The 22,581-nt window shown below is 71.3% G+C and carries 19 protein-coding genes and 2 tRNA genes; 9 read left to right on the forward strand and 12 right to left on the reverse strand.

Annotation, left to right across the window (positions count from 1 at the left end; genetic code table 11):
* Positions 1 to 97: 97 nt before the first annotated feature.
* The 12 genes from ABT048_RS39955 to dnaA form a co-directional block, all read right to left on the reverse strand.
* Positions 98 to 170 (reverse strand) — tRNA-Ala (locus ABT048_RS39955).
* A gap of 168 nt (positions 171 to 338) precedes the next feature.
* Complete coding sequence (locus tag ABT048_RS39960; RefSeq protein ID WP_014137031.1) at positions 339 to 467, reverse strand: DLW-39 family protein; 129 nt, start codon at positions 465 to 467, stop codon at positions 339 to 341.
* Between the two features lie 384 nt (positions 468 to 851).
* Positions 852 to 925 (reverse strand) — tRNA-Ile (locus tag ABT048_RS39965).
* Between the two features lie 16 nt (positions 926 to 941).
* Positions 942 to 2,336 (reverse strand): class I SAM-dependent methyltransferase, encoded by a 1,395-nt coding sequence (locus tag ABT048_RS39970; RefSeq protein WP_350526566.1) that lies wholly within the window; start codon positions 2,334 to 2,336, stop codon positions 942 to 944.
* Positions 2,337 to 2,595: 259 nt separating this feature from the next.
* Positions 2,596 to 3,306: a DUF3566 domain-containing protein gene (locus tag ABT048_RS39975; protein ID WP_350526567.1), complete on the reverse strand. Its 711-nt coding sequence runs from the start codon at positions 3,304 to 3,306 to the stop codon at positions 2,596 to 2,598.
* A 152-nt stretch (positions 3,307 to 3,458) separates the two neighbouring features.
* Positions 3,459 to 6,005 carry a DNA gyrase subunit A gene (gyrA, locus tag ABT048_RS39980; protein ID WP_402806251.1) on the reverse strand — a complete coding sequence of 849 codons (2,547 nt, stop codon included), beginning with the start codon at positions 6,003 to 6,005 and terminating at the stop codon, positions 3,459 to 3,461.
* Positions 6,006 to 6,136: 131 nt separating this feature from the next.
* Entirely contained in the window at positions 6,137 to 8,164 is a 2,028-nt protein-coding gene (gene gyrB, locus ABT048_RS39985) for a DNA topoisomerase (ATP-hydrolyzing) subunit B (RefSeq protein WP_350526569.1), read from the reverse strand.
* A 279-nt stretch (positions 8,165 to 8,443) separates the two neighbouring features.
* Complete coding sequence (locus ABT048_RS39990) at positions 8,444 to 9,022, reverse strand: DciA family protein (RefSeq protein WP_402806187.1); 579 nt, start codon at positions 9,020 to 9,022, stop codon at positions 8,444 to 8,446.
* Between the two features lie 140 nt (positions 9,023 to 9,162).
* Positions 9,163 to 10,296, reverse strand: coding sequence for a DNA replication/repair protein RecF (recF, locus tag ABT048_RS39995; protein ID WP_350526570.1), 1,134 nt, complete (start codon positions 10,294 to 10,296; stop codon positions 9,163 to 9,165).
* A 72-nt stretch (positions 10,297 to 10,368) separates the two neighbouring features.
* Positions 10,369 to 11,244, reverse strand: a complete 876-nt coding sequence (gnd, locus tag ABT048_RS40000) for a phosphogluconate dehydrogenase (NAD(+)-dependent, decarboxylating) (protein ID WP_350526571.1) — start codon at positions 11,242 to 11,244, stop codon at positions 10,369 to 10,371.
* Positions 11,245 to 11,428: 184 nt separating this feature from the next.
* Positions 11,429 to 12,559 carry a DNA polymerase III subunit beta gene (gene dnaN, locus ABT048_RS40005; protein ID WP_350526572.1) on the reverse strand — a complete coding sequence of 377 codons (1,131 nt, stop codon included), beginning with the start codon at positions 12,557 to 12,559 and terminating at the stop codon, positions 11,429 to 11,431.
* A 933-nt stretch (positions 12,560 to 13,492) separates the two neighbouring features.
* Positions 13,493 to 15,349, reverse strand: a complete 1,857-nt coding sequence (gene dnaA, locus ABT048_RS40010) for a chromosomal replication initiator protein DnaA (RefSeq protein ID WP_350526573.1) — start codon at positions 15,347 to 15,349, stop codon at positions 13,493 to 13,495.
* A 353-nt stretch (positions 15,350 to 15,702) separates the two neighbouring features.
* Here dnaA and rpmH point away from each other — a divergent pair, with 353 nt between their 5' ends.
* The 9 genes from rpmH to ABT048_RS40055 all read left to right on the forward strand — a co-directional run bounded on the left by rpmH (position 15,703) and on the right by ABT048_RS40055 (position 22,406).
* Positions 15,703 to 15,840, forward strand: a complete 138-nt coding sequence (gene rpmH / locus ABT048_RS40015; RefSeq protein WP_030059672.1) for a 50S ribosomal protein L34 — start codon at positions 15,703 to 15,705, stop codon at positions 15,838 to 15,840.
* Positions 15,841 to 15,858: 18 nt separating this feature from the next.
* Positions 15,859 to 16,287: a ribonuclease P protein component gene (rnpA, locus tag ABT048_RS40020; protein WP_350526574.1), complete on the forward strand. Its 429-nt coding sequence runs from the start codon at positions 15,859 to 15,861 to the stop codon at positions 16,285 to 16,287.
* Positions 16,284 to 16,598, forward strand: coding sequence for a membrane protein insertion efficiency factor YidD (yidD, locus tag ABT048_RS40025; protein WP_350526575.1), 315 nt, complete (start codon positions 16,284 to 16,286; stop codon positions 16,596 to 16,598). The genes rnpA and yidD overlap by 4 nt, the downstream gene beginning before the upstream one ends.
* A 3-nt stretch (positions 16,599 to 16,601) precedes the next feature.
* Positions 16,602 to 17,759 carry a membrane protein insertase YidC gene (gene yidC / locus ABT048_RS40030; RefSeq protein ID WP_350526576.1) on the forward strand — a complete coding sequence of 386 codons (1,158 nt, stop codon included), beginning with the start codon at positions 16,602 to 16,604 and terminating at the stop codon, positions 17,757 to 17,759.
* An 82-nt stretch (positions 17,760 to 17,841) separates the two neighbouring features.
* The gene (locus ABT048_RS40035; RefSeq protein WP_350526577.1) at positions 17,842 to 18,372 is read left to right on the forward strand and encodes a Jag family protein; all 531 of its coding nucleotides are present in this window, start codon (positions 17,842 to 17,844) and stop codon (positions 18,370 to 18,372) included.
* 178 nt (positions 18,373 to 18,550) lie between these two features.
* Positions 18,551 to 19,369: a 16S rRNA (guanine(527)-N(7))-methyltransferase RsmG gene (rsmG, locus tag ABT048_RS40040; protein WP_350526578.1), complete on the forward strand. Its 819-nt coding sequence runs from the start codon at positions 18,551 to 18,553 to the stop codon at positions 19,367 to 19,369.
* 245 nt (positions 19,370 to 19,614) lie between these two features.
* On the forward strand, positions 19,615 to 20,586 hold the full coding sequence (locus tag ABT048_RS40045; protein WP_402806199.1) for a ParA family protein: 972 nt from the start codon (positions 19,615 to 19,617) through the stop codon (positions 20,584 to 20,586).
* Entirely contained in the window at positions 20,583 to 21,656 is a 1,074-nt protein-coding gene (locus tag ABT048_RS40050; RefSeq protein WP_350526579.1) for a ParB/RepB/Spo0J family partition protein, read from the forward strand. The genes ABT048_RS40045 and ABT048_RS40050 overlap by 4 nt, the downstream gene beginning before the upstream one ends.
* Before the next feature lie 132 nt (positions 21,657 to 21,788).
* Positions 21,789 to 22,406: a GNAT family N-acetyltransferase gene (locus tag ABT048_RS40055; protein WP_350526580.1), complete on the forward strand. Its 618-nt coding sequence runs from the start codon at positions 21,789 to 21,791 to the stop codon at positions 22,404 to 22,406.
* Positions 22,407 to 22,581 lie beyond the last annotated feature (175 nt).

Below are 22,581 nucleotides of genomic sequence, written 5' to 3' on the forward strand. Positions count from 1 at the left end.
CCTGCGCCGGGGGGCCGGCGGCCCCCCCCCCCAAACACCCCCCCCGGCCGCTCGCGCTCCCCCCCCCCCCCCCCCGATCGGCTACTGCTGTGAACTGTGGAGCATAGGAGACTCGAACTCCTGACATCTGCCTTGCAAAGGCAGCGCTCTACCAACTGAGCTAATGCCCCTCGACGGCATCGCGCGTGCCGACGGGCACTAGCGTACCGGGTCCCGGCGCGTTTCCCAGCGCCGTCCCCCGAAGGGAACCGGCCGGTCCGGTCGGTCGACCGGGCCGGCCGGCCCGGGAGGCGCCGACGGGCGCCCCCGAAGATCGTCGATCGTCAGATCGCCGGAGCTCAGCGACCGGCCGGGACCGGGTCGGTGGCCTCGGTCCACAGGTCCTGCTCGGCGCGGTCCGCCTGGACCTGACGGTAGACAAAGAAGCCGCCGAGGGCGACCAGGGCGACCAGGAGAAGCTTCTTCACCGCGGGACCTCGTCCTTCTTGCGTTGGTGGACTCAAGAGCCGGATCCGGCCGGACTGACCGGGCCGACGAGTCCAGATGTGTTTCGAGCGCAAACGGGCGGCCGGGTGCCAGACTGCCCTTGCGGCCGATGATACACACCGGTGTCCCAATCGTGACCAGCCACCGGTGCGGCCAACCCGGCGGTCCGGTCCGAGGATTGACGCAGCACCTCCTGCCGGGCGCTCCGACCGCGCACGGCCGGCCCCGGAATCCCCGGTCAGGCCCGGTCCGCCGGGGCCCTCCGGGCGCAGCAGCACGGCCACCGGGGCGGGCGGACGGTCCGGGGTCCGCGGGCGGGAACGTCGAAGGCCCCGGAGTGGATCACTCCGGGGCCTTCGGGGAGGTGGGCCTAACAGGACTTGAACCTGTGGCCTCTTCCTTATCAGGGAAGCGCTCTAACCGTCTGAGCTATAGGCCCTTGCCGCACTGAAAGATTAGCGGACCGACGGCCGATCTCCCAAATCCGGTTCGGCCGGACCGGCGGCGGGGACCCCGACGGCCTGCTGCGACGCACCGGCGGCGGGACGCAGCAGCCACTCCTCGCGGGTCGACGGGAGGCCCGCCGTGCCCTCCTCGGTGCTGCGCACGGCGAGGACCTGGTTGATCCCGATCCGGTTCTGCTCGAAGGCGAGCGCGGAGGCCGCCATGTACAGCCGCCAGACCCGGGCGCGGCCGCGGCCGGCCAGCCGGACCGCCTCCGTCCAGTGCGCTTCGAGGTTGGCCACCCACTCGCGCAGGGTCAGCCCGTAGTGCTCGCGCAGCGACTCGACGTCGCGGACCTCGAAGCCGGCCTCCTCCAGCCGGGCCACGGTGGAACCGACGGGGGAGAGCTCGCCGTCGGGGAAGACGTAGCGGTCGATGAAGGGACTGGCGTGGTGCTGCTCACCGGGGTGGTTCGGGCGGCGGGCGATCTGGTGGTTGAGCAGCCGGCCGCCGGGCGCCAGCAGCCGGTACAGGACCTCGGCGTAGACCCGGTACTGCTCGGAGCCGACGTGCTCGGCCATCCCGACGCTGGAGATCGCGTCGAACGGCCCGTCGGCGGTCTCCCGGTAGTCCTGGAGCCGGACCTCGACCCGGTCGGCCAGGCCGGCCTCCTCGACCCGCGCGCGGGCCAGCGCGACCTGTTCGGCGGAGATGGAGACGCCGACCGCGGTGACGCCGTAGTGCCGGGCCGCGTGCAGCAGCAGTGACCCCCAGCCGCAGCCGACGTCCAGCAGCCGCAGGCCGGGCCGCAGTCCGAGCTTGCGGCAGATCAGGTCGAGCTTGGCCTCCTGGGCCGCCTCCAGGCTCTTCGCCTCCGGCGTCCAGTAGGCGCACGAGTAGACCATCGACGGGCCGAGCACGAGGCCGTAGAAGTCGTTCCCGACGTCGTAGTGGTGGCTGATGGCCGCGCGGTCCCGGCTGCGGCTGTGCAGCCGCCCTGCGGCCTTCCGGACCTCCTCCCGGGGCGGTGCGGGCTCGGGGCCGAGCGCCCCGGCCCGCAGGGCGGCCGCGAGGACCCGCCGGCCCTTGGCGCCGAGCACGTCGCGCGGCCCGAGGTCGAGGGTGCGGATCTCCGGCAGTTCGGCGAACCGGCCGACCACCGAGAGCACCTCGTAGAGGTCGCTGCCGGGGGCGATCTCCAGGTCTCCCGCGACGTAGGCGCGGGCCAGTCCCAGCTCGCCCGGCTGCCAGAGCAGGCGGCGCAGTGCCCGGCGGTTGCGCAGGACCAGGGTGGGCGCTCCCGGCGGCCCGGCGAGGCTGCCGTCCCAGGCCTGCACCCGCAGCGGTACCGGAACCCCCAGCAGCCCGTCCAGGGCCTCGACCAGTTGACCTGCGAGCTTCGCCACCGCGCGCCTCCGTCCAGTCGTCCTGCTGAACCTCACCTGGCCCGGTCGGGCGGACCGGGGGCGGCCTGCGGCACTCCCAGGCGCGGAACGGGCGGCACCCAGCTAATCCCACGGCAGCCGACCGGCTTCCGGACGGCACGCCGCGGGGTGCCGGCTGTCACCCGAATGCCGACGGGCCCCACCGACCTGAACAGTCGGTGGGGCCCGTGCATTCCGTCCGTGGACGGGGAGCTGAGCGGGGGTCAGGACCCGGCCGGGGTCAGTCCTCCTCGGCCAGGGTCAGCTCGACGCCGCCGGTGAAGCCGGCCGCCGCGTTGTAGATGAACGCGGAGAGGGTGGACAGCGCGGTCAGCAGGACGACGTCGACCACGGCGATCAGCGTGGTGAAGGTCATCACCTTGCCGAAGCCGACGTAGTCCATCAGGTTCACGCCGCCGCTGCTGTCGGAGCCGGTGACGTCCTTGAGGGTCTTGCTCAGGGAGTCGAAGACGCCGAGCGAGTCCAGCGTCATCCACAGCACGGCCGAAGCCACGATGATGATGATGCCGACGGCCAGCGACAGCAGGAAGCTGACCTTCATCACCGACCACGGGTCGACCTTGGTCACCCGCAGCCGGGCCTTGCGGGTCCGGCCGAGGCCCGGTCCGCCGGCCGCGGCCGCGGGCGCGGCGGCGGGACGGCGCGCCGCCCCGGGGACGGGGGTGCCGCCGGCCGGGGTGTTGCCGGAGGTCCGGGTACCCCGGGCCGGCGTCGGCTGCCCCTTGGCGTAGGTGGTCGGCTGGGAGAAGCCCCCCGAGCCGGGCGCCGGGGTCCCCGGCGCCGGGGGCGTCTGGCCGCCGACCGGCGGCATCAGCGAGGTGGACGCGGTCGAGTGCTCGGTCGGCGGCTGCGGCACGCCGTACGAACCCCCGCCCTGCGCGCCCGGACGGCCGCCGGAGGTCCCTCCCGCAGCACCCGTGGCTCCACTCACCTGGTCCTCCCGCACTTCCACCAGAGCGGCGGCGCCGCCCTGCTTCGTCACTCGTCATCCAGCGCCCGGCGGGATTGCCCGGAACTGGTCGGCGTCCGGTGTCGCCACGCCCTCTGTGTGTGGACGCGGCGACACCGGTCTGCGGTTTCGGGTCAGGCCCCGGCGTCTCCGCCGATCGCCGTCTCCGTACCCTCGGCCGTCTCGGTGGCCTCGGTGGACTCGGTGCCAGCGACCTCGTCCTCCACCGTGTCCTCGTCCTCGGCCTCCGCGTTGCGGGCCATGCCCACGACCGCATCGCGCTTCCCGAGGTTGATCAGTTGGACGCCCATCGTGTCACGTCCGGTTTCACGAACCTCGGAAACCCTCGTGCGGATCACCCCACCCGAGAGGGTGATCGCCATGATCTCGTCGGTCTCGTCGACCACGAGCGCGCCGACCAGCGAACCCCGGCCCTCGACGATCTTCGCCGCCTTGGTGCCGTAGCCGCCGCGTCCCTGGACACGGTACTCGTCCACACCGGTGCGCTTGGCGTACCCGCCGTCGGTGGCGGTGAAGACGTAGGTGCCCGGACGGACGACGTTCATCGAGAGCAGCTCGTCGTCCTCCCGGAAGGCCATGCCCTTGACGCCGGAGGTGGCGCGGCCGGTGGGCCGCAGAGCGTCGTCGGTCGCGGTGAAGCGGATCGACTGGGCCTTCTTGGAGACCAGCAGCAGGTCGTCCTCGGAGGAGACCAGCTCGGCGCCGATCAGCTCGTCGTCCCGGCCCTCCTCGTCCTGGCGCAGGTTGATCGCGATCAGACCGCCGGAGCGCGGGGAGTCGTAGTCCTTCAGCGGGGACTTCTTCACCAGGCCGGCCCGGGTGGCGAGGACCAGGTACGGCTTGTCCTCGTACGTCCGGACGGCCATCACCTGGGCGATGTGCTCCTCCGGCTGGAAGGCCAGCAGGTTGGCGACGTGCTGGCCGCGGGCGTCGCGGCCGGCGTCCGGCAGCTCGTAGCCCTTGGCGCGGTAGACCCGGCCCTTGTTGGTGAAGAACAGGATCCAGTTGTGGGTCGTCGTCACGAAGAAGTGGTCGACGATGTCGTCCTGCTTCAGCTGGGCACCGCGCACGCCCTTGCCGCCGCGCTTCTGCGAGCGGTAGAGGTCGGAGCGGGTCCGCTTGACGTAGCCGCCACGGGTGATCGTGACGACGATGTCCTCCTCGGCGATGAGGTCCTCGATGGAGAGGTCGCCGTCGGAGGGGATGAGCATGGAGCGCCGGTCGTCGCCGTACTTCTCGACGATCGCGGTGAGCTCCTCGGAGATGATCTCCCGCTGACGGGCCGGCGAGGCCAGGATCGCGTTGTACTCGTCGATCTTGCGCTGCAGCTCGTCGTGCTCGTCGGTGATCCGCTGGCGCTCCAGGGCGGCCAGGCGGCGCAGCTGCATCTCCAGGATCGCGTTGGCCTGCAGCTCGTCGATGTCGAGCAGGCCCATCAGGCCGGTGCGGGCGGCGTCGGCGCTCGCCGAGGCCCGGATCAGCGCGATGACCTCGTCGATCACGTCCAGGGCCTTGAGCAGGGCGCGCAGGATGTGCGCGCGCTCCTCGGCCTTGCGCAGCCGGAAGCGGGTGCGCCGGACGATGACCTCGACCTGGTGGTTGACCCAGTGCCGGATGAAGGCGTCCAGCGACAGGGTGCGCGGCACGCCGTCGACCAGGGCCAGCATGTTGGCGCCGAAGTTGGTCTGCAGCTCGGTGTGCTTGTACAGGTTGTTCAGCACGACCTTGGCGACCGCGTCGCGCTTGAGCACGACCACCAGGCGGGTGCCGGTGCGGGACGAGGACTCGTCGCGGACGTCCGCGATGCCGGCGATCTTGCCGTCCTTGACCAGGTCGGCGATCTTCAGCGCGAGGTTGTCCGGGTTGACCTGGTACGGCAGCTCGGTGATCACCAGGCACTGGCGGCCCTGGATCTCCTCGACCTCGACCACGGCGCGCATGGTGACCGAGCCGCGGCCGGTGCGGTAGTAGTCGTCGATGCCGCGGCGGCCGACGATCAGCGCGCCGGTGGGGAAGTCGGGGCCCTTGATCCGCTCGATCAGGGCCTCCAGCAGCTCCTCGTTGGAGGCCTCCGGGTTCTCCAGGTACCAGAGCGCGCCGGAGGCGACCTCGCGGAGGTTGTGCGGCGGGATGTTGGTGGCCATGCCGACCGCGATGCCGGTGGCACCGTTGATCAGCAGGTTGGGGATGCGCGCCGGCAGGACGGTGGGCTCCTGCGAGCGGCCGTCGTAGTTGGCCGCGAAGTCGACGGTGTCCTCGTCGATGTCGCGCATCATCTCCATGGCCAGCGGCATCATCTTGCACTCGGTGTAGCGCATGGCCGCGGCCGGGTCGTTGCCCGGGGAGCCGAAGTTGCCGTTGCCGTCCACCAGCGGCATCCGCAGCGACCACGGCTGGGCCAGGCGGACCACGGTGTCGTAGATCGAGGTGTCACCGTGCGGGTGGTAGTTGCCCATCACGTCGCCGACGACGCGGGCGCACTTGTAGTAGCCCTTCTCCGGGCGGTACCCGCCGTCGTACATCGCGTAGAGCACGCGGCGGTGCACCGGCTTGAGGCCGTCGCGGACCTCGGGCAGCGCACGGCTGACGATCACGCTCATCGCGTAGTCGAGGTACGAGCGCTGCATCTCGGTTTCGAGCTCGACCGGCTCGATCCGCATCGTCGCCTGGGCGGTGGCCTCGGCGGCCTCGGGCGTCTCGGGCTGTTCGCCTTCGGGACGGTTGTCGTCGACCACTGGTGGTCAGTTTCCTTTCACGCGGACTGGTACGTGCGGGGCCTGGGGTGCAGGCGTCACACGTCCAGGAAGCGGACGTCCTTGGCGTTGCGCTGGATGAAGGAGCGGCGGGCCTCGACGTCCTCGCCCATCAGCACGGAGAACAGCTCGTCGGCGCGGGCGGCGTCCTCCAGGGTGACCTGGAGCAGCAGCCGGTGCTCGGCGTCCATGGTGGTGACGCGGAGCTCCTCGGCGTTCATCTCGCCGAGACCCTTGAAGCGCTGGATCGCGTCGTCCTTGGGGAGCCGGCGCCCGGCCTCCACGCCGGCCGCGATCAGCGCGTCGCGCTCGCGGTCGGAGTAGGCGTACTCGAAGTCGTCCTTGCCCCACTTGATCTTGTACAGCGGGGGCATGGCCAGGTAGACGTACCCGGCCTCGACCAGCGGCCGCATGAAGCGGAACAGCAGCGTCAGCAGCAGGGTGCGGATGTGCTGACCGTCGACGTCGGCGTCGGCCATCAGCACGATCTTGTGGTACCGCAGCTTGGACTCGTCGTAGTCCTCCTGGATGCCGCAGCCGAAGGCCGAGATCAGCGCCTGGACCTCGGTGTTCTGCAGCACCTTGTCGATCCGGGCCTTCTCGACGTTCAGGATCTTGCCGCGGATCGGCAGGATGGCCTGGGTGCGCGGGTCACGGCCCTGCTTGGCCGAGCCGCCGGCGGAGTCACCCTCGACGATGAAGATCTCGCACTCGGACGGGTCCTTGGACTGGCAGTCCGAGAGCTTGCCCGGCAGCGAGGCGGACTCCAGCAGGCCCTTGCGGCGGGTGAGGTCGCGGGCCTTGCGGGCGGCGACGCGCGCGGTGGCGGCCTGGATGGACTTGCGGATGATGTCCGCGGCCTCGTTGGGGTTGCGGTCCAGCCAGTCGTTCAGGTGCTCGTGGACGACCTTCTGGACGAAGGTCTTGGCCTCGGTGTTGCCGAGCTTGTCCTTGGTCTGGCCCTCGAACTGCGGCTCGCCGAGCTTGACCGAGATGATCGCGGTCAGGCCCTCGCGGATGTCCTCGCCGGAGAGGTTGTCGTCCTTCTCGCGGAGCAGCTTCTTGTCGCGCGCGTAGCGGTTGACCAGGCCGGTCAGGGCCGCGCGGAAGCCCTCCTCGTGGGTGCCGCCGCCGTGGGTGTGGATGGTGTTCGCGAAGCTGTAGACGCCCTCGGTGTAGGAGGTGTTCCACTGCATCGCGATCTCCACCGAGATCGCCTTGTCCTTGTCCTCCGCCTCGAAGTCGATCACCGAGGGGTGGATGACCTCGCCCTTGCGGGAGTTGAGGTGGGCGACGAAGTCGGCGATGCCGCCGTCGTACTTGTACGTGACGGTGAGCGGCTTGCCCTCCTCGTCCACGTGCTCCGGGCGCTCGTCGGTCAGCGAGATCGACAGGCCCTTGTTGAGGAAGGCCATCTCCTGGAAGCGCCGGGAGAGCGTCTCGAAGGAGTAGACGGTGGTCTCGAAGATGTCGGCGTCGGCCCAGAAGGTGACGCTGGTGCCGGTGCGGTCGGCCTCCTCGGCGGCCAGCTCGGTGCTCGCCAGGGCGGCGGTCGGGGCGCCCATCTTGTAGTCCTGGGTCCAGCGGCGGCCGTCCCGGAGGATCTCGACGGAGAGCCGGGTGGACAGCGCGTTCACCACGGAGACGCCGACGCCGTGCAGACCGCCGGAGACCGCGTAGCCGCCGCCGCCGAACTTGCCGCCGGCGTGCAGGACGGTGAGGACGACCTCGACGGCCGGCTTCTCCTGACCGGGGACGATGTCCACCGGGATGCCGCGGCCGTTGTCGACGCAGCGGACCGCGCCGTCGGGCAGGATCGTGACGTCGATGTGCGTGGCGTACCCGGCCATCGCCTCGTCGACGGAGTTGTCCACGACCTCCTGCACCAGGTGGTGCAGGCCGCGCTCGCCGGTGGAACCGATGTACATGCCGGGGCGCTTGCGGACGGCGTCGAGGCCTTCCAGCACCTGGATGTTGCTACCGGTGTAGGAAGCCTGGTCGGACTGGTCTGGGGTCTGGCTGGGGTTGCCGGAATCGGCCACGAAGCGCCCTCTCTGGCACAGCACGGGCCGCATTCCCGCCCCGTGCGGGCGAGCGTGCGACCACGGCGTTTCGACTCGGTTGCCACTAGCAACAGTGTTTGGCTCTCAGTCTACCGGTACGACTGACAGAGATGGGCGTTTGGCAGCCCTTGAAGGCAGATACGCCGCCCTGAATCCCCTCTGCACATGTCCCGATACTCGCCCGGGGGCCCCAGAGCGCCTGGGAGGGCTGTCAGGGGTTCCGGAAGATCGGCATCCGATCGGCATGGGGCGGGCGCCGGGGCGACACCGCGCCGGCACCCGTCAGCCCCAGGTGTCGCCCGGCCCCTTGCTCCCCGGCGCGCGCAGCCGGCCGTAGCCGCGGGCGGGCGCCGCGGGGCCCAGCACCTTGATGGTCTTCACCGTGCCGTGGCCCAGCTCGTGGTTCAGACGGGCCACCAACTGCCGTGCCAGCCAGCGAAGTTGGGTGGCCCAGGCGGTGGAGTCGCACTGCACGGTGAGCACCGCGGCGGCCTCGTCGTAGGAGGAGGGGTGGCAGTGCGCGGCGATGTCCGGGCCGACGATCTGCGGCCAGCGGCCCATCACCCCGCCGACGGCGGCCGAGGACTCCCAGCCGCGCTCGGTCAGCAGCCGGTTCAGCGCGGCGCCCAGCGGGACCGGGTCGCGGCCGTCCGAACGGGCACCGCTGCGCAGACCGTGCCGCTTCGCCTCGCGCTTCTCCCGGACCTGCTCGCCGCGCTGCTTGGCCTGGGCCCGGGCCGCCCGCAGCGCGGAGCGGGCGAGGTCGGCACCGGTCGGCTCGGGGGCGCCGGGCTTCGGGGCGCCGGGGGCACCGGGCTTCGGGGCGCCGGGCTTGGGGGAGTGCTCCGCCGACTCGCTCACGGCGATCTCCTTTCCCCAGCCTGTGGACAACGGTCGCGGTCACGCGCCCGCCGAGCCGTCCAGCCTACGGGAGTACTCGGACGCCGCGGATCGCGGTGGGCCCGGGGGAGCGCGACGGGGGTCGTGGAACGGGTGCGCGGTCAGCCGTCGACGCGGCGCACGGCGCCGTCGGACACCGCGAACCGGGCGCCGGCCAGCGCCTTCGGGACGTCCTCGGCGACCGCCGCGGTCACCAGCACCTGCTCGCCGTCGGCCACCAGTTCGGCCAGCCGGTCCCGGCGGGCGGCGTCCAGCTCGGCGAACACGTCGTCCAGGATCAGCACCGGCTCACCGCCGTCGGCGCGCAGCAGCTCGTACGAGGCCAGCCGCAGCGCCAGCGCGTACGACCAGGACTCGCCGTGGCTGGCGTAGCCCTTGGCGGGCATCGGGCCGAGCTTGAGCCCCAGCTCGTCGCGGTGCGGGCCGACCAGGGTGAGGCCGCGGTCGACCTCCTGCTTGCGGACCGCCTGCAGCGCGCCCAGCAGCTGCTCCTCGGCCTGTTCGCGGCTGGTCGGCAGCTCGCCCTCGAAGGAGCTGCGGTACTCCAGGGCGGTCTCGCCGCCGCCGGGGGCCAGCTGCCCGTAGGCGGCCGTCACCAGCGGCTGCAGGGCGGCCACCAGCTGGATCCGGAAGGCCGTCAACTCGGCTCCGGCGCGGGCCAGGTGGCCGTCCCAGACCTCCAGGGTGGAGAGGTCCGCGCCCTTGCCGCCGCCCGCCCGACGGGCCATCGCGGCGGTCTTCAGCAGGGCGTTGCGCTGCTTGAGCACCCGCTCGTAGTCCTGCCGCACGCCGGCCAGCCGGGGCGCACGGGCCGTCAGCAGCTCGTCCAGGAAGCGCCGGCGCTCGCCCGGGTCGCCCTTGACCAGGCTGAGGTCCTCGGGGGCGAACAACACGGTGCGCAACAGGCCCAGCACGTCGCGCGGGCGGACGTTGTCGGAGCGGTTGATCCGGGCGCGGTTGGCCTTGCCGGGGGTGAGTTCCAGCTCGACCAGGGTGGACCGGCCGCGGTCCACCACCGAGGTGCGGATCACCGCCCGCTCGGCGCCCAGCCGGATCAGCGGGGCGTCGGTGGCGACCCGGTGGCTGCCCAGGGTGGCGACGTAGCCGATCGCCTCGACCAGGTTGGTCTTGCCCTGGCCGTTGGGCCCCACGAAGGCCGTCACGCCCGGGTCGAGGGGAACCTCGGCCCGGGCGTACGACCGGAAGTCGGCGAGCGACAGGTGCGCGACGTGCATGGCTGTGGACTGCGCCCGCCTTCTGTGGATGAACCGGGGCCGCGCCCCGGTGGGGCCGGTCCCCGGAGGGAACTACTTCGACTCGACCGCGTGGCCGCCGAACTGGTTGCGCAGCGCGGCGATCATCTTCATCTGCGGCGAGTCGTCCTGGCGGGACGCGAAGCGGGCGAACAGCGAGGCGGTGATCGCCGGCAGCGGCACGGCGTGGTCGATCGCGGCCTCGACGGTCCAGCGGCCCTCGCCGGAGTCGGCGGCCCAACCGCGCAGCTTCGCCAGGTGCTCGTCCTCGTCCAGGGCGCGGACGGCCAGGTCCAGCAGCCAGGAGCGGATGACGGTGCCCTCCTGCCAGCTGCGGAAGACCTCGCGCACGTCGGTGACCTCGGGCGCGGCCTCCAGCAGCTCCCAGCCCTCGGCGAAGGCCTGCATCATCGCGTACTCGATGCCGTTGTGGACCATCTTGGCGAAGTGCCCGGCGCCCACCGCGCCCGCGTGCACCGAGCCGAAGTCGCCCTCGGGCTTGAGCGCGTCGAAGACCGGCTGGACCCGCGCGACGTGCTCGGCGTCGCCGCCGTACATCAGCGCGTAGCCGTTCTCCAGGCCCCAGACGCCGCCGGAGACGCCGCAGTCGACGAAGCCGATGCCCTTGGCGGCCAGCGCCTCGGCGTGCTTGACGTCGTCGGTCCAGCGGGAGTTGCCGCCGTCGACGACCACGTCGCCGGGGGAGAGCAGCTCGGCGAGCTCGTCGACGGTCGCCTGGGTGGCGGCGCCGGCCGGGACCATCACCCAGACCACGCGCGGGCCCTGCAGCTTGGTGACGAGTTCCTGCAGGCTCTCGACGTCGGAGATGTCCGGATTGCGGTCGTAGCCGATGACGGTGTGGCCGGCGCGGCGGATCCGCTCGCGCATGTTGCCGCCCATCTTGCCGAGACCGATGAGGCCGAGCTCCATGACCAAGTCCTTACCTGTGGTGACGTGCCTGGCGGCGGCGCCGTTGCCGCACTCCCTGAGCCTACGCGCTGAACCACCGGCTCCCGCCTGTGGTCGGGCCGAGCGGGGGAGACGTCCACAGGCTGTGCACAGCGGGTGTGCACAGCCTGTGGACGGTCACGCGGAAGCGGAGCGGATCGGCGGATCAGCCGGAGAGGCGGACCGGCATGATCAGGTACTGGTACGCCTTGTCCTCCTCGGCGTCCACCGAGACCTTGCCGCTGAGCAGGGCGGGCTTGGTCGGGGTGGTGAAGCTCAGCTGGGCGTAGGCGGAGTCGATGGCCTTGAGGCCCTCCTCCAGGTAGCCCGGGTTGAAGGCGATCGAGATGGCGTCGCCCTCCAGGGAGGCCTCGATCCGCTCGGTGGCCTGGGCGTCGTCGCCCGAGCCGGCCTCCAGCGTCAGCACGCCCTCCTCGAAGTTGAGGCGGACCGGGGTGTTGCGCTCGGCGACCAGCGAGACGCGCTTGAGCGCCTCCAGGAAGGGCTGGGTCTGGATCGCGGCGATCGCGTTGAACTCGGTCGGGAAGAGGCTGCGGAACTTGGGGAACTCGCCCTCCAGCAGCCGCGTGGTGGTCCGGCGGCCGGCGCCCTCGAAGCCGATCAGGCCCTCGCCCGCGCCGCCCGAGGAGAGCGCGATGGAGACGTTGTCGCCGCTGCCCAGGGACTTGGCGATGTCCTGCAGGGTCTTGGCCGGCACCAGGGCGACCGCGGAGATGTCCGACTGCTCGGGCTTCCACAGCAGCTCGCGGACGGCGAAGCGGTAGCGGTCGGTGGCGGCCAGGGTGATCCGGTCGCCCTCGATCTCGACCCGGACACCGGTGAGCACCGGCAGGGTGTCGTCCCGGCCGGCGGCGACCGCGGCCTGGCTGACGGCCGAGGCGAAGACGTCCCCGGAGACGGTGCCGGTGGCGGTCGGCATCTGGGGCAGGGCCGGGTACTCGTCGACCGGGAGGGTGGGCAGGGTGAAGCGGGAGCTGCCGCACACCACGCTGACCCGCTGGCCGTCGGTGGAGATCTCCACAGGCCTGTTGGGAAGGTTGCGGGAGATGTCGTTCAGCAGTCGACCGGAGACCAGGACGGTGCCGGCCTCCTCGACGTCCGCCTCCAGCTCGACCCGGGCCGACACCTCGTAGTCGAAGCCGGACAGCGCCAGGCTGCCCTCCTGTGCCGTCAGCAGCAGGCCGGCCAGCACCGGCACCGGCGGCCGTGCCGGGAGGCTGCGGGCAGCCCAGGCCACCGCCTCCGCGAGGACGTCACGCTCCACCCGGAACTTCACCGGTAACCGCCTCCTGGATCGAGCGCTCCCGCTCGCACTCTGGTTCGTCTGATCTTGATCGTCGGTCGGGCTGTCCGCCGAGCTCTGCCCGCTCCGCTTCCAGTCGCAAGGACAGTCTGACGTACTCCGCCGACAGACGGGGCAGACGGGCGGAAGCAAGCCGAACAGATGTCGGGGCGCGGTTGTCCACAGATTTCGGGCCCACCCACTTTGAAAGCAGGTTCACGGTCTATCTGTGTAGTGGTAGTAGTAGGGCCTGTGGAAACCGTGGATAACCCCGTTTCCGCAGGTCAGGGCCCGGATTTTGTCCACAGCGCATGTGGACGGCGGCTGTGGACGGGCAGGCCGCGCTGTGGACAGCCGAGCGTTACCCACAGGGCACGCTGGGTATCCACAGGTTATCCCCAGGGCTATCCCCAGATCCGGGCCCGGTTATCCACGGGCGCCGGTCAACTTTTCGTGACGCCTTTCACACCAGGGTATGAACGACAGCACACGGTTGTCGAACTGTGGACGCCGCTGTGGACAACCTGGGGATAACCCGCCCCGGCCTGGGGACAACCGGTGGATAACCCGGACGGCCCACTGGCGGGCCGTCAATTGTCCACAGCCTGTGGATAACCGTTGTGCACAAGTCCACAGGCACCTGACCTGCGCGGAAGAGCGTAGCGGGGACGGGCTTGTGGACGAATTCTGGATAACTCCGGGCTCCCTGGCCTGTGGACGGCCGGGAGGGTGCCCCGCCTGTGGACAACGGCCTTGCGCGCCCCGGGTGTTCGAATCACCGGTCAGTTGTTCGGCGCGGGCTGTGGACTGGCACACCGTCCGTCGACGGCATTCCTGCCCGGCCGGCGGCGGTCGCACACCTGTGGATGCGCGAAAAGGGCGTCAGGATCGCTCCTGACGCCCTCGGGCCGCGGTGCGCGGCGGTGGCTAGCTCTTGATGCGGTTGGTGAGTTCGGTGACCTGGTTGTAGATCGAGCGGCGCTCGGCCATCAGCGAGCGGATCTTGCGGTCGGCGTGCATCACCGTGGTGTGGTCCCGGCCGCCGAACTGCGCGCCGATCTTCGGCAGTGACAGGTCGGTGAGCTCCCGGCACAGGTACATCGCGATCTGGCGGGCCGTCACCAGGACGCGGCTGCGCGAGGATCCGCAGAGGTCGTCCACGCCCAGGCCGAAGTAGGCGGCGGTCTGCTGCATGATGACCTGCGCGGTGATCTCCGGCCCCGCGTCCTCGTCGCCGCCGGGGATCAGGTCCTTGAGGACGATCCCGGCCAGCTCCAGGTCCACCGGCGCCCGGTTGAGGTTGGCGAAGGCGGTGACCCGGATCAGGGCGCCCTCCAACTCCCGGATGTTGCGGGTGATCCGGGACGCGATGAACTCCAGGACGTCGGCGGGAGCGTTGAGTTGCTCCTGGATCGCCTTCTTGCGCAGGATCGCGATCCGGGTCTCCAGCTCCGGCGGGGTGACGTCGGTGATCAGACCCCACTCGAAGCGGTTGCGCAGCCGGTCCTCCAGCGTGGTCAGCAGCTTGGGCGGCCGGTCCGAGGAGAGCACGATCTGCTTGTTCGCGTTGTGGAGGGTGTTGAAGGTGTGGAAGAACTCCTCCTGCGTGGACTCCTTGCTCGCGAGGAACTGGACGTCGTCCACGAGCAGGATGTCCATGTCCCGGTAGCGGCGGCGGAAGGTGTCCGCCTTGCCGTCCCGGATCGAGTTGATGAACTCGTTGGTGAACTCCTCGGAGGACACGTAGCGCACCCGGGTGCCCGGGAAGAGGCTGCGCGAGTAGTGCCCGATGGCGTGCAGCAGGTGGGTCTTGCCCAGCCCGGACTCGCCGTAGATGAAGAGCGGGTTGTACGCCTTGGCCGGGGCCTCGGCGACCGCCACCGCCGCCGCGTGCGCGAAGCGGTTGCTGGCACCGATGACGAAGGTGTCGAACAGGTACTTGGGGTTCAGCCGCGCGGCCGGTTCGTCCTTGCGGGAGCCGCCGGCCGGGGGAGCGCCGGGCGGGGCGGGCACGCCGGGGACGGCGGGACGCTCGCCCGGCCGCTCCGAGGCCGCCTTCTCGGCCGGGCGGCCGCCGGTGGGGCGGGAGCCGGCGGAACGGCGGCCGGCGGCGCCGCGGGGCTGCTCGTTCGGGCCGGGGCCGTAGGCGCCGCCGAAGAGGTCGCCCTGGGTGGTCGCGGGCGGGCCCGGCAGGGGCCGCGGCGCCGTACGGGGCGCGGGCTCCTCGTGCTCGTAGGAGGCGGGCGGCTGGTCCTGGTAGCCCGGCCAGCCCTGCGGGCCGGCGGAGGGGCCGCCGTAGGGGGCCGGACGCTGCTCGTAGCCGCCGGTGTCGTAGCGGGGGCGCTCGTAGTCCTGCTCGTACGGCTGGTCCTGCTCGTACCGCTGCCGCTGTTCGTAGGGCTGGTCCTGCTCGTACGGCTGCTGGTAGTCCTGGCCGCCGTAGCCGCCGGTGTCCTCGGCGGGACCGGGGTAGGGCTCGGCGGGGGTCTGGGGGGCGGGCGCGGGGGTGGTCGGCACGGCGTTGGCGTCGACCATCACGGCGATCCGGACCGGGCGGCTGAGCTCGCGGCTGAGGGCCTCGGTCAGCTGCGGCAGCAGCCGGCCCTCCAGCACCTGCTTGGCCCGCTCGTTCGGGGTCGCCAGCAGGGCGGTGTCGTGCATCATCCACATCGGCTGGGTGCGCTGCACCCACTGCTTGTCCATCTCCCCGACATCGGGGTCGCTGACCAGCCGCTCGACGACCCTGGCCCAGACCGGGACGAGGTCGCTGTTGACATCAGCCACTGGTGCACGCTTTCCAAGAACAAACCAGACAAGTTCTGCAACGGTAGTCAGCGAACAGGGCGGGATCAAGTCGTTGTCCACAGGCTGTGGGTAAAGCGGGCCGGAGAGGCCGGTTTGACCCTCGTGCCCCGTCCCGCGTACCGTAACCAGGTCGAGTTGTCGATGGCCGCTGCCGCATGTCCGCGGGTCCGCCCGCTCCATAAGGCGCGCAGCACGGGCGCCGTGGATTGCCTCAGACCCCAGCCGAACTGGGGCGATGGGCCGGATTTCCGAATTCAGGGGAGATCACGCGGACGCACGGTGACGGCCAAGCGACTCCCCGTCATCCTACGATTCACCTCAGGAGCCCCCGAGTGAGCAAGCGCACCTTCCAGCCGAACAACCGTCGTCGCGCGAAGACCCACGGCTTCCGGCTGCGTATGCGTACCCGCGCCGGCCGCGCCATCCTGGCTGCCCGCCGTGGCAAGGGCCGCGCCAGCCTGTCCGCCTGATCCGCGCCAGAGTCTGTCGTGCTGCCCTCCGAGAATCGGCTGCGGCGGCGCCAGGACTTCGCGACCGCAGTGAAACGCGGTCGCCGGGCCGGCCGGCCCCTTCTGGTCGTCCATCTCAGCAGAGAGGGTGACCCCCAGGGGCAGACCGACCGGACCAGCGACTCCCGCCCGCACGTCGCCGAGGGGACTCCTTCGGCGCGTGCGGGTTTCGTCGTGAGCAAGGCCGTTGGTCCGGCGGTCGTCCGCAATCTGGTGAAGCGCAGGTTGCGTCATCTCGTTCGTGATCGTCTGTCCAGGCTGCCCGCCGGTAGCCTGATAGTGGTGCGTGCGCTGCCCCAGGCCGCGTCCGCCTCGTACCAGGACCTCGAACGGGACCTGGACGCGGCGCTGAAGCGGTTGCTGAGGGCCGAGCCCGCCGCCACGGCGCCGACGGGAGCAGGGCGATGAAGTACCTGCTGATGGGTCTGATCAGGGTCTACCAGTGGACGATCAGCCCACTGCTGGGTCCGGTGTGCCGTTACTACCCCTCCTGCTCGCACTACGGCTACGAGGCCGTGAAGGTACACGGGGCGGTCAAGGGCGGCGGTCTGACCGTGTGGCGCATCCTGCGCTGCAATCCATGGACGCCCGGCGGGGTCGATCACGTCCCGCCGCGCAAGCATCCGGTGTGGCACCGCCGGCTGCGTGATCTTCTGAGCCCCCAGAGCGGGACCGCCGAGCCGGAGCCGGTGGCGAAGCCCGATGCCCAAGGAGTCTGACCGGTGACCTTCGGTTTTCTGAGTCCCCTCTACACAGCAGTGTCCTGGATCATCGTCCAGTTCCACTCGCTGTACAGCCACATCTTCGACCCGGACGGTGGCTGGGCCTGGGGTCTGTCCATCGCCTCGATGGTGGTCGTCATCCGGATCTGCCTGATCCCGCTCTTCGTGAAGCAGATCAAGGCGACCCGGGCCATGCAGGCGATCCAGCCGAAGATGAAGGCCATCCAGGAGCGCTACAAGAACGACCGCCAGCGCCAGTCCGAAGAGATGATGAAGCTGTACAAGGAGGCGGGTACCAACCCGTTCTCCAGCTGCCTTCCCATCATCGTGCAGGCGCCGTTCTTCACCGCGCTCTACGGCGTGCTGGCCAAGGTGGCCAAGGGCCAGGACATCGGCGTCATCCACGGTGACCTGCTGGTGAGCGCCGGCAAGGCGCACATCTTCGGCGCCCCGCTCTCCGCGACCTTCCTCGGCAGCAGCGAGACCAGCGTCAAGATCGTCACCGCGGTGATGATCATCCTGATGTCGCTGTCGCAGTTCGTCACCCAGCGCCAGCTGATGACCAAGAACGTCGACCTCACGGTCAAGACGCCGTTCATGCAGCAGCAGAAGATGCTGATGTACGTCTTCCCGGTGATGTTCGCCGTGATGGGCATCAACTTCCCCGTCGGTGTCCTGGTCTACTGGCTGACCACCAACGTCTGGTCGATGGGCCAGCAGCTGATCGTCATCCACAACAACCCGACCCCGGGCAGCAAGGCCTTCCAGGAGCGCCAGGCGCGGCTGAAGAAGGCCGGCCGGCTGCGTCCGGACGGCACGGAGATCAAGGGCGCGCTCTGGGGCATCCTGCCCCCGTCCAAGGAGGCCCTCAGCGCCGCGTCGAGTGCGTCCGCGGTGGTCGAGGAGTCGGTGCAGGCGCGCCGCCAGCAGCCCCGTCGGCAGAGCAAGTCGCAGCGCCAGCACGGTGGCGCCGGTCACGCGACGGCCGAGCTGAGCAAGGACACCCCGGCCGAGGAACCCGCCGACGCCGTCCCGGCCGAGCCGGAGACCAAGCCGACGGCTGCCAAGCAGGCCGCGGCCAAGCCGACCGGCACCAAGCAGGGCACCCGGCAGCAGCCGAAGCGCGGTGGCGGCCAGCGGCCGAAGAAGAAGTCCTGACCGGCCCCGGGCCTGTTGTGACAGCCGCGAAGAGCTTCGTTCCCGGCCCGCCAGACGGGCCCATCTCCGAAGGAGTCCATCAGTGACGGAAGGCACCACCTCCGCCGTCGAGGCCGAGGCCGCCGCCAGCGCCGACGAGAGCCTCATCACCCGCCTGGAGCAGGAGGGGGACATCGCGGCGGACTACCTGGAGGGTCTGCTCGACATCGCGGACCTCGACGGTGACATCGACATGGACGTCGAGGGCGACCGCGCCCTGGTCTCCATCGTCAGCGACGGCAACGACCGCGCGCTGCAGCGCCTGGTCGGCCAGGACGGCGAGGTGTTGGAGGCGCTGCAGGAGCTGACCCGGTTGGCTGTCCACCGGGAGACCGGCGAGCGCAGCCGCCTCATGCTGGACATTGCCGGCTTCCGGGCCCGCAAGCGTTCGGAGCTGGCCACGCTCGGTGCCCAGGCGGCCGAGCAGGCGAAGAGCAGCGGCGAGCAGGTCAAGCTGCGTCCGATGACGCCGTTCGAGCGCAAGGTCGTCCACGACGCGGTGGCCGCGGCCGGTCTGCGCAGCGAGTCCGAGGGCGAAGAGCCCCAGCGGTGCGTGGTCGTGCTGCCGGCCTGAGGCCGGCGGATCGATGACCGGCCGCGGTGGCGGCCGGAGAGCTTCACCGGACGCGACCCCGTCCGCCTCGTGCGGGCGGGGTCGTCGTCCCTTCCGCGGGCAGCGGCCCGGCGGGAGACGTTTCACGTGAAACAGTGCGTTGAGCGGGTCGGTGGATCCGGGGATCGGAGAGGTCGAGATGGACACGGAGAACGCGGCTGCCGGCCGGCCGGGGGCGGACGTGGATCCGGCCCCCGAGGGGCGGGCCGCCGAGGTGGTGGCGCCGCCGGAGGCCCCGGCCGTCGCCCGGGAGGTCTTCGGCGACCGTTACGACGCCGCCGTCCGGTACACCGAGCTGCTGGCGACCGCCGGTGTCCAGCGCGGGCTGATCGGTCCGCGTGAGGTGCCGCGGCTCTGGGACCGCCACGTCCTCAACTGCGCGGTGCTGGCCGAGCTGCTGCCCGGCGGCACCACCCTGTGCGACGTCGGCTCCGGCGCCGGCCTGCCCGGCATCCCGGTGGCGCTGGCCCGTCCGGACGTCTCGGTGACGCTGCTGGAGCCGCTGCTGCGCCGGACGACCTTCCTGGAGGAGGTCGTCCGGGAGCTGGGACTGGAGAACGTCACGGTGCTGCGCGGCCGCGCCGAGGAGATGGTCGGCAAGCTCGCGGTGGACGTGGTGACCGCCCGGGCGGTGGCGCCGATGGAGCGGCTGGCCGGCTGGGGCCTGCCGCTGCTGCGTCCGCACGGTCAGATGCTGGCGCTCAAGGGCGACAGCGCCGAGCAGGAGCTGGCCGACTCGCGCGCCGGGCTGGCCAAGCTGGGCGCGGTCGAGTGGAGCGTGATCGAGGTCGGTTCCGGCACCCTGGAGACCTCCACCCGGGTGGTCCAGGTCAAGGCGGGGGAGAGCCCCGGCGGCGTGAAGGCCGCGACCCGACGGGCCAAGGCGGCCCGGGCGGGCCGCACCGCGAGCGCCCGCAACGGCGAGCGCGGCCGGGGCGGGCGGCGCCGCGCCCGCTGAGCCGGGTGGCGCGGAAGACGTACGGAGACGGGCGGACGGGCCTCCTGGACGGGAGGCGCGTCCGCCCGTCGTCGTCCGGGTGACCAGCGGGACGACTCCGGGACACCGGAGTGTCGCAACGTCAGATTTCCGGCAAACCGGGCATGGTGTTTCACGTGAAACGTCGCTCCTTGCTCTCGGGCATCCTCCGCCGTGACCGGGCGGCGACTGTTGCCGCTCCGGTTTCACGTGAAACACTGACCCCCATGCAGGACTCGGAGACCATCGACCAGATCGATGACACGCCCATCGCGCGGGCTGCCCAGGCTGCGGTTCAGGCGATCGGCCGAGCGGGTGAGGGGCTTCCCCGGCCCGCCGCGACCCGGGTGATCGTGGTCGCGAACCAGAAGGGTGGGGTGGGCAAGACCACCACCACCGTGAACATGGCCGCCTCGCTGGCCATGCACGGCCTGCGCGTCCTGGTCGTCGACCTCGACCCGCAGGGCAACGCCTCCACGGCACTGGGCATCGACCACCACGCCGAGGTGCCGTCCATCTACGACGTCCTGGTGGAGGGCAAGCCCCTGGCCGACGTGGTGCAGCCGGTGCACGACGTCGAGGGGCTGTTCTGCGTCCCCGCCACCATCGACCTGGCCGGCGCCGAGATCGAGCTGGTCTCCCTGGTGGCCCGGGAGAGCCGGCTCCAGCGCGCCATCGCGGCTTACGAGCAGCCGTTGGACTACATCCTGATCGACTGTCCCCCCTCGCTGGGCCTGCTGACGGTCAACGCCCTGGTCGCCGGCCAGGAGGTGCTGATCCCGATCCAGTGCGAGTACTACGCGCTGGAGGGCCTCGGCCAGCTGCTGCGGAACGTCGAGCTGGTGCGCGCGCACCTCAACCCCGCGCTGCACGTGTCGACCATCCTGCTCACCATGTACGACGCCCGGACCCGGCTGGCCGCCCAGGTCGCCGAGGAGGTCCGGACCCACTTCCAGCAAGAGGTGTTGAGCACGGCGATCCCGCGCTCGGTACGCATCTCGGAGGCGCCCAGCTACGGGCAGACGGTGCTCACCTACGACCCGGGTTCGACCGGGGCGCTCTCCTACCTGGAGGCCGCCCGCGAGCTCGCGCTGCGTGCGGTGGGCCAGGGCGGCTCGCTGGTGGGTCAGCAGCGGGACGGCCAGCAGGGGCACGACGCCCCGGTGGCACAGCACGGCACGACGGAGGGTCATCAGTGAGTGGTCGCAGGGGTCTGGGTCGAGGGCTGGAGGCGCTGATCCGCCCCGCCGCGCCGGTGGACGGCGGGGTGGCGGCGAAGCCTGCGACTGCCACGCCCGCACCGGCCTCGGTGGTGGCGAACGGCGCGCCGACGCCGGCCACGGCGCCGCCGCTGCCGGGTGGCCGCGGCACGGTGGCGGCCCGGGCGGCCGCGGAGAAGCAGGCCGAGCAGGCGCAGCCGGCGGGTGCCTACTTCGCCGAGCTGCCGCTGGACGCGATCACCCCCAACCCGCGCCAGCCGCGTGACGTCTTCGATCCCGACAAGCTGGCCGAGCTGGTCACCTCCATCAAGGAGGTCGGTCTGCTCCAGCCGATCGTGGTGCGCCAGGCCGGGGCCGACAGCTTCGAGCTGATCATGGGCGAGCGCCGCTGGCGGGCCTCCCGGGAGGCCGGGCTGGACCGGATCCCGGCGATCGTCCGGGCCACCGAGGACGACAAGCTGCTGCTGGACGCCCTCCTGGAGAACCTGCACCGGGCCGAGCTGAACCCGCTGGAGGAGGCCGCCGCCTACGACCAGCTGCTGCGGGACTTCTCCTGCACCCACGAGGAGCTGGCCGACCGGATCGGCCGCTCGCGCGCGCACGTCTCCAACACCCTGCGGCTGATGAAGCTCGCGCCGTCCGTCCAGGTCCGGCTGGTGGCCGGGACGCTGATGGCGGGGCACGCCCGCGCGCTGCTCGCGGTGCCGGACCCCGAGCAGCAGGAGCGGCTGGCCGCACGGATCATCGCCGAGGGCCTCACCGTGCGCAACGTGGAGGAGATCGTCGTCCTGATGCGCGCCGAGGAGGAGGCGGACAAGCCCAGGCGCCAGACGCCCAAGGCGGGCAAGCTGCTCTCCCCGGCCTTCAGCGACCTGGCGAGCCGGCTGTCGGACCGTTTCGACACCCGGGTGAAGGTCGAGGTCTCGCAGCGCGGAGGCAAGCTGGGCAAGGGCAAGGTGGTGCTGGAGTTCGGTTCGGTCGAGGACCTCAACCGGATCCTGGACAGCATGGCCCCCGGTGAGGACGGTCTGCGGCTGTCGCAGGGCTGAGCCGGGCTCCGGGCCCGGGTGCACCGACCCGATGGGTGCATGCTTCACGTGAGCGCTGTTTCACGTGAAACATGCACCCATCGGTGTTCGTGGGGGAATGCTCGACCGTGAAGTGGAGGAGGAGGTGCGGGCATGGGACGCCGGATCGCTCCGCTGACGCTGGACAACCTCGGGGACCTGCCGGACGGCTGCCGCTCCTGTGTGTTCTGGGAGCTGGACCCGGTCAGCGCCAAGGCGGCGGTGGAGTCCGGGAAGACGGAGTCGGAGAAGGAGGGGTGGATCTCCACGGTGCTGCTGGAGTGGGGCTCCTGCGGTCGGATCGTCTACGTGGACGACCGGCCCGCGGGGTTCGTGCTCTACGCGCCGCCCGCCTACGTCCCCCGCTCGCAGTCCTTCCCGACCAGCCCGGTCTCACCGGACGCCGTTCAGCTGATGGTCAGCCGGGTGCTGCCGGGCTACCAGCGCCAGGGGCTGGGCCGGGTGCTGGTGCAGACGGTGGCCAAGGACCTGATCGGGCGGGGGGTCCGGGCGATCGAGGCCTTCGGCTCGGCCGGACGGTCGCCGACCAGCTGCGTGCTGCCGGCCGATCACCTGCTGGCGGTCGGCTTCAAGACCGTCCGGCCGCACGCCCGCTACCCGCGGCTGCGGCTGGAGGCGCGGACGACGCTCTCCTGGCGGGGGGACGTGGAGGGGGCGCTGGAGCGGCTGCTCGGCGGCGGGCGCAAGGAGCCGGCACTGCGACCCTTCTGAGCCGCGCGGGAGGCGACGGCCGGAAGCAGGCCGGAAGCAGGCCGGAAGCAGGCCGGAAGCAGGCCGGAAGGCAGGCCGGAAACGGGACGGAAAACGGCGGCGGGGGGGCCCGGGGGGGGGGGCCCCCCCCCCCCGGGGGGGGGGCAGCGCCGGGCGATGAATCACAACCGCGCGC

Origin of the sequence: Kitasatospora sp. NPDC096140 (genome assembly GCF_040303045.1) — a bacterium.
Taxonomy (GTDB): Bacteria; Actinomycetota; Actinomycetes; order Streptomycetales; family Streptomycetaceae; genus Kitasatospora.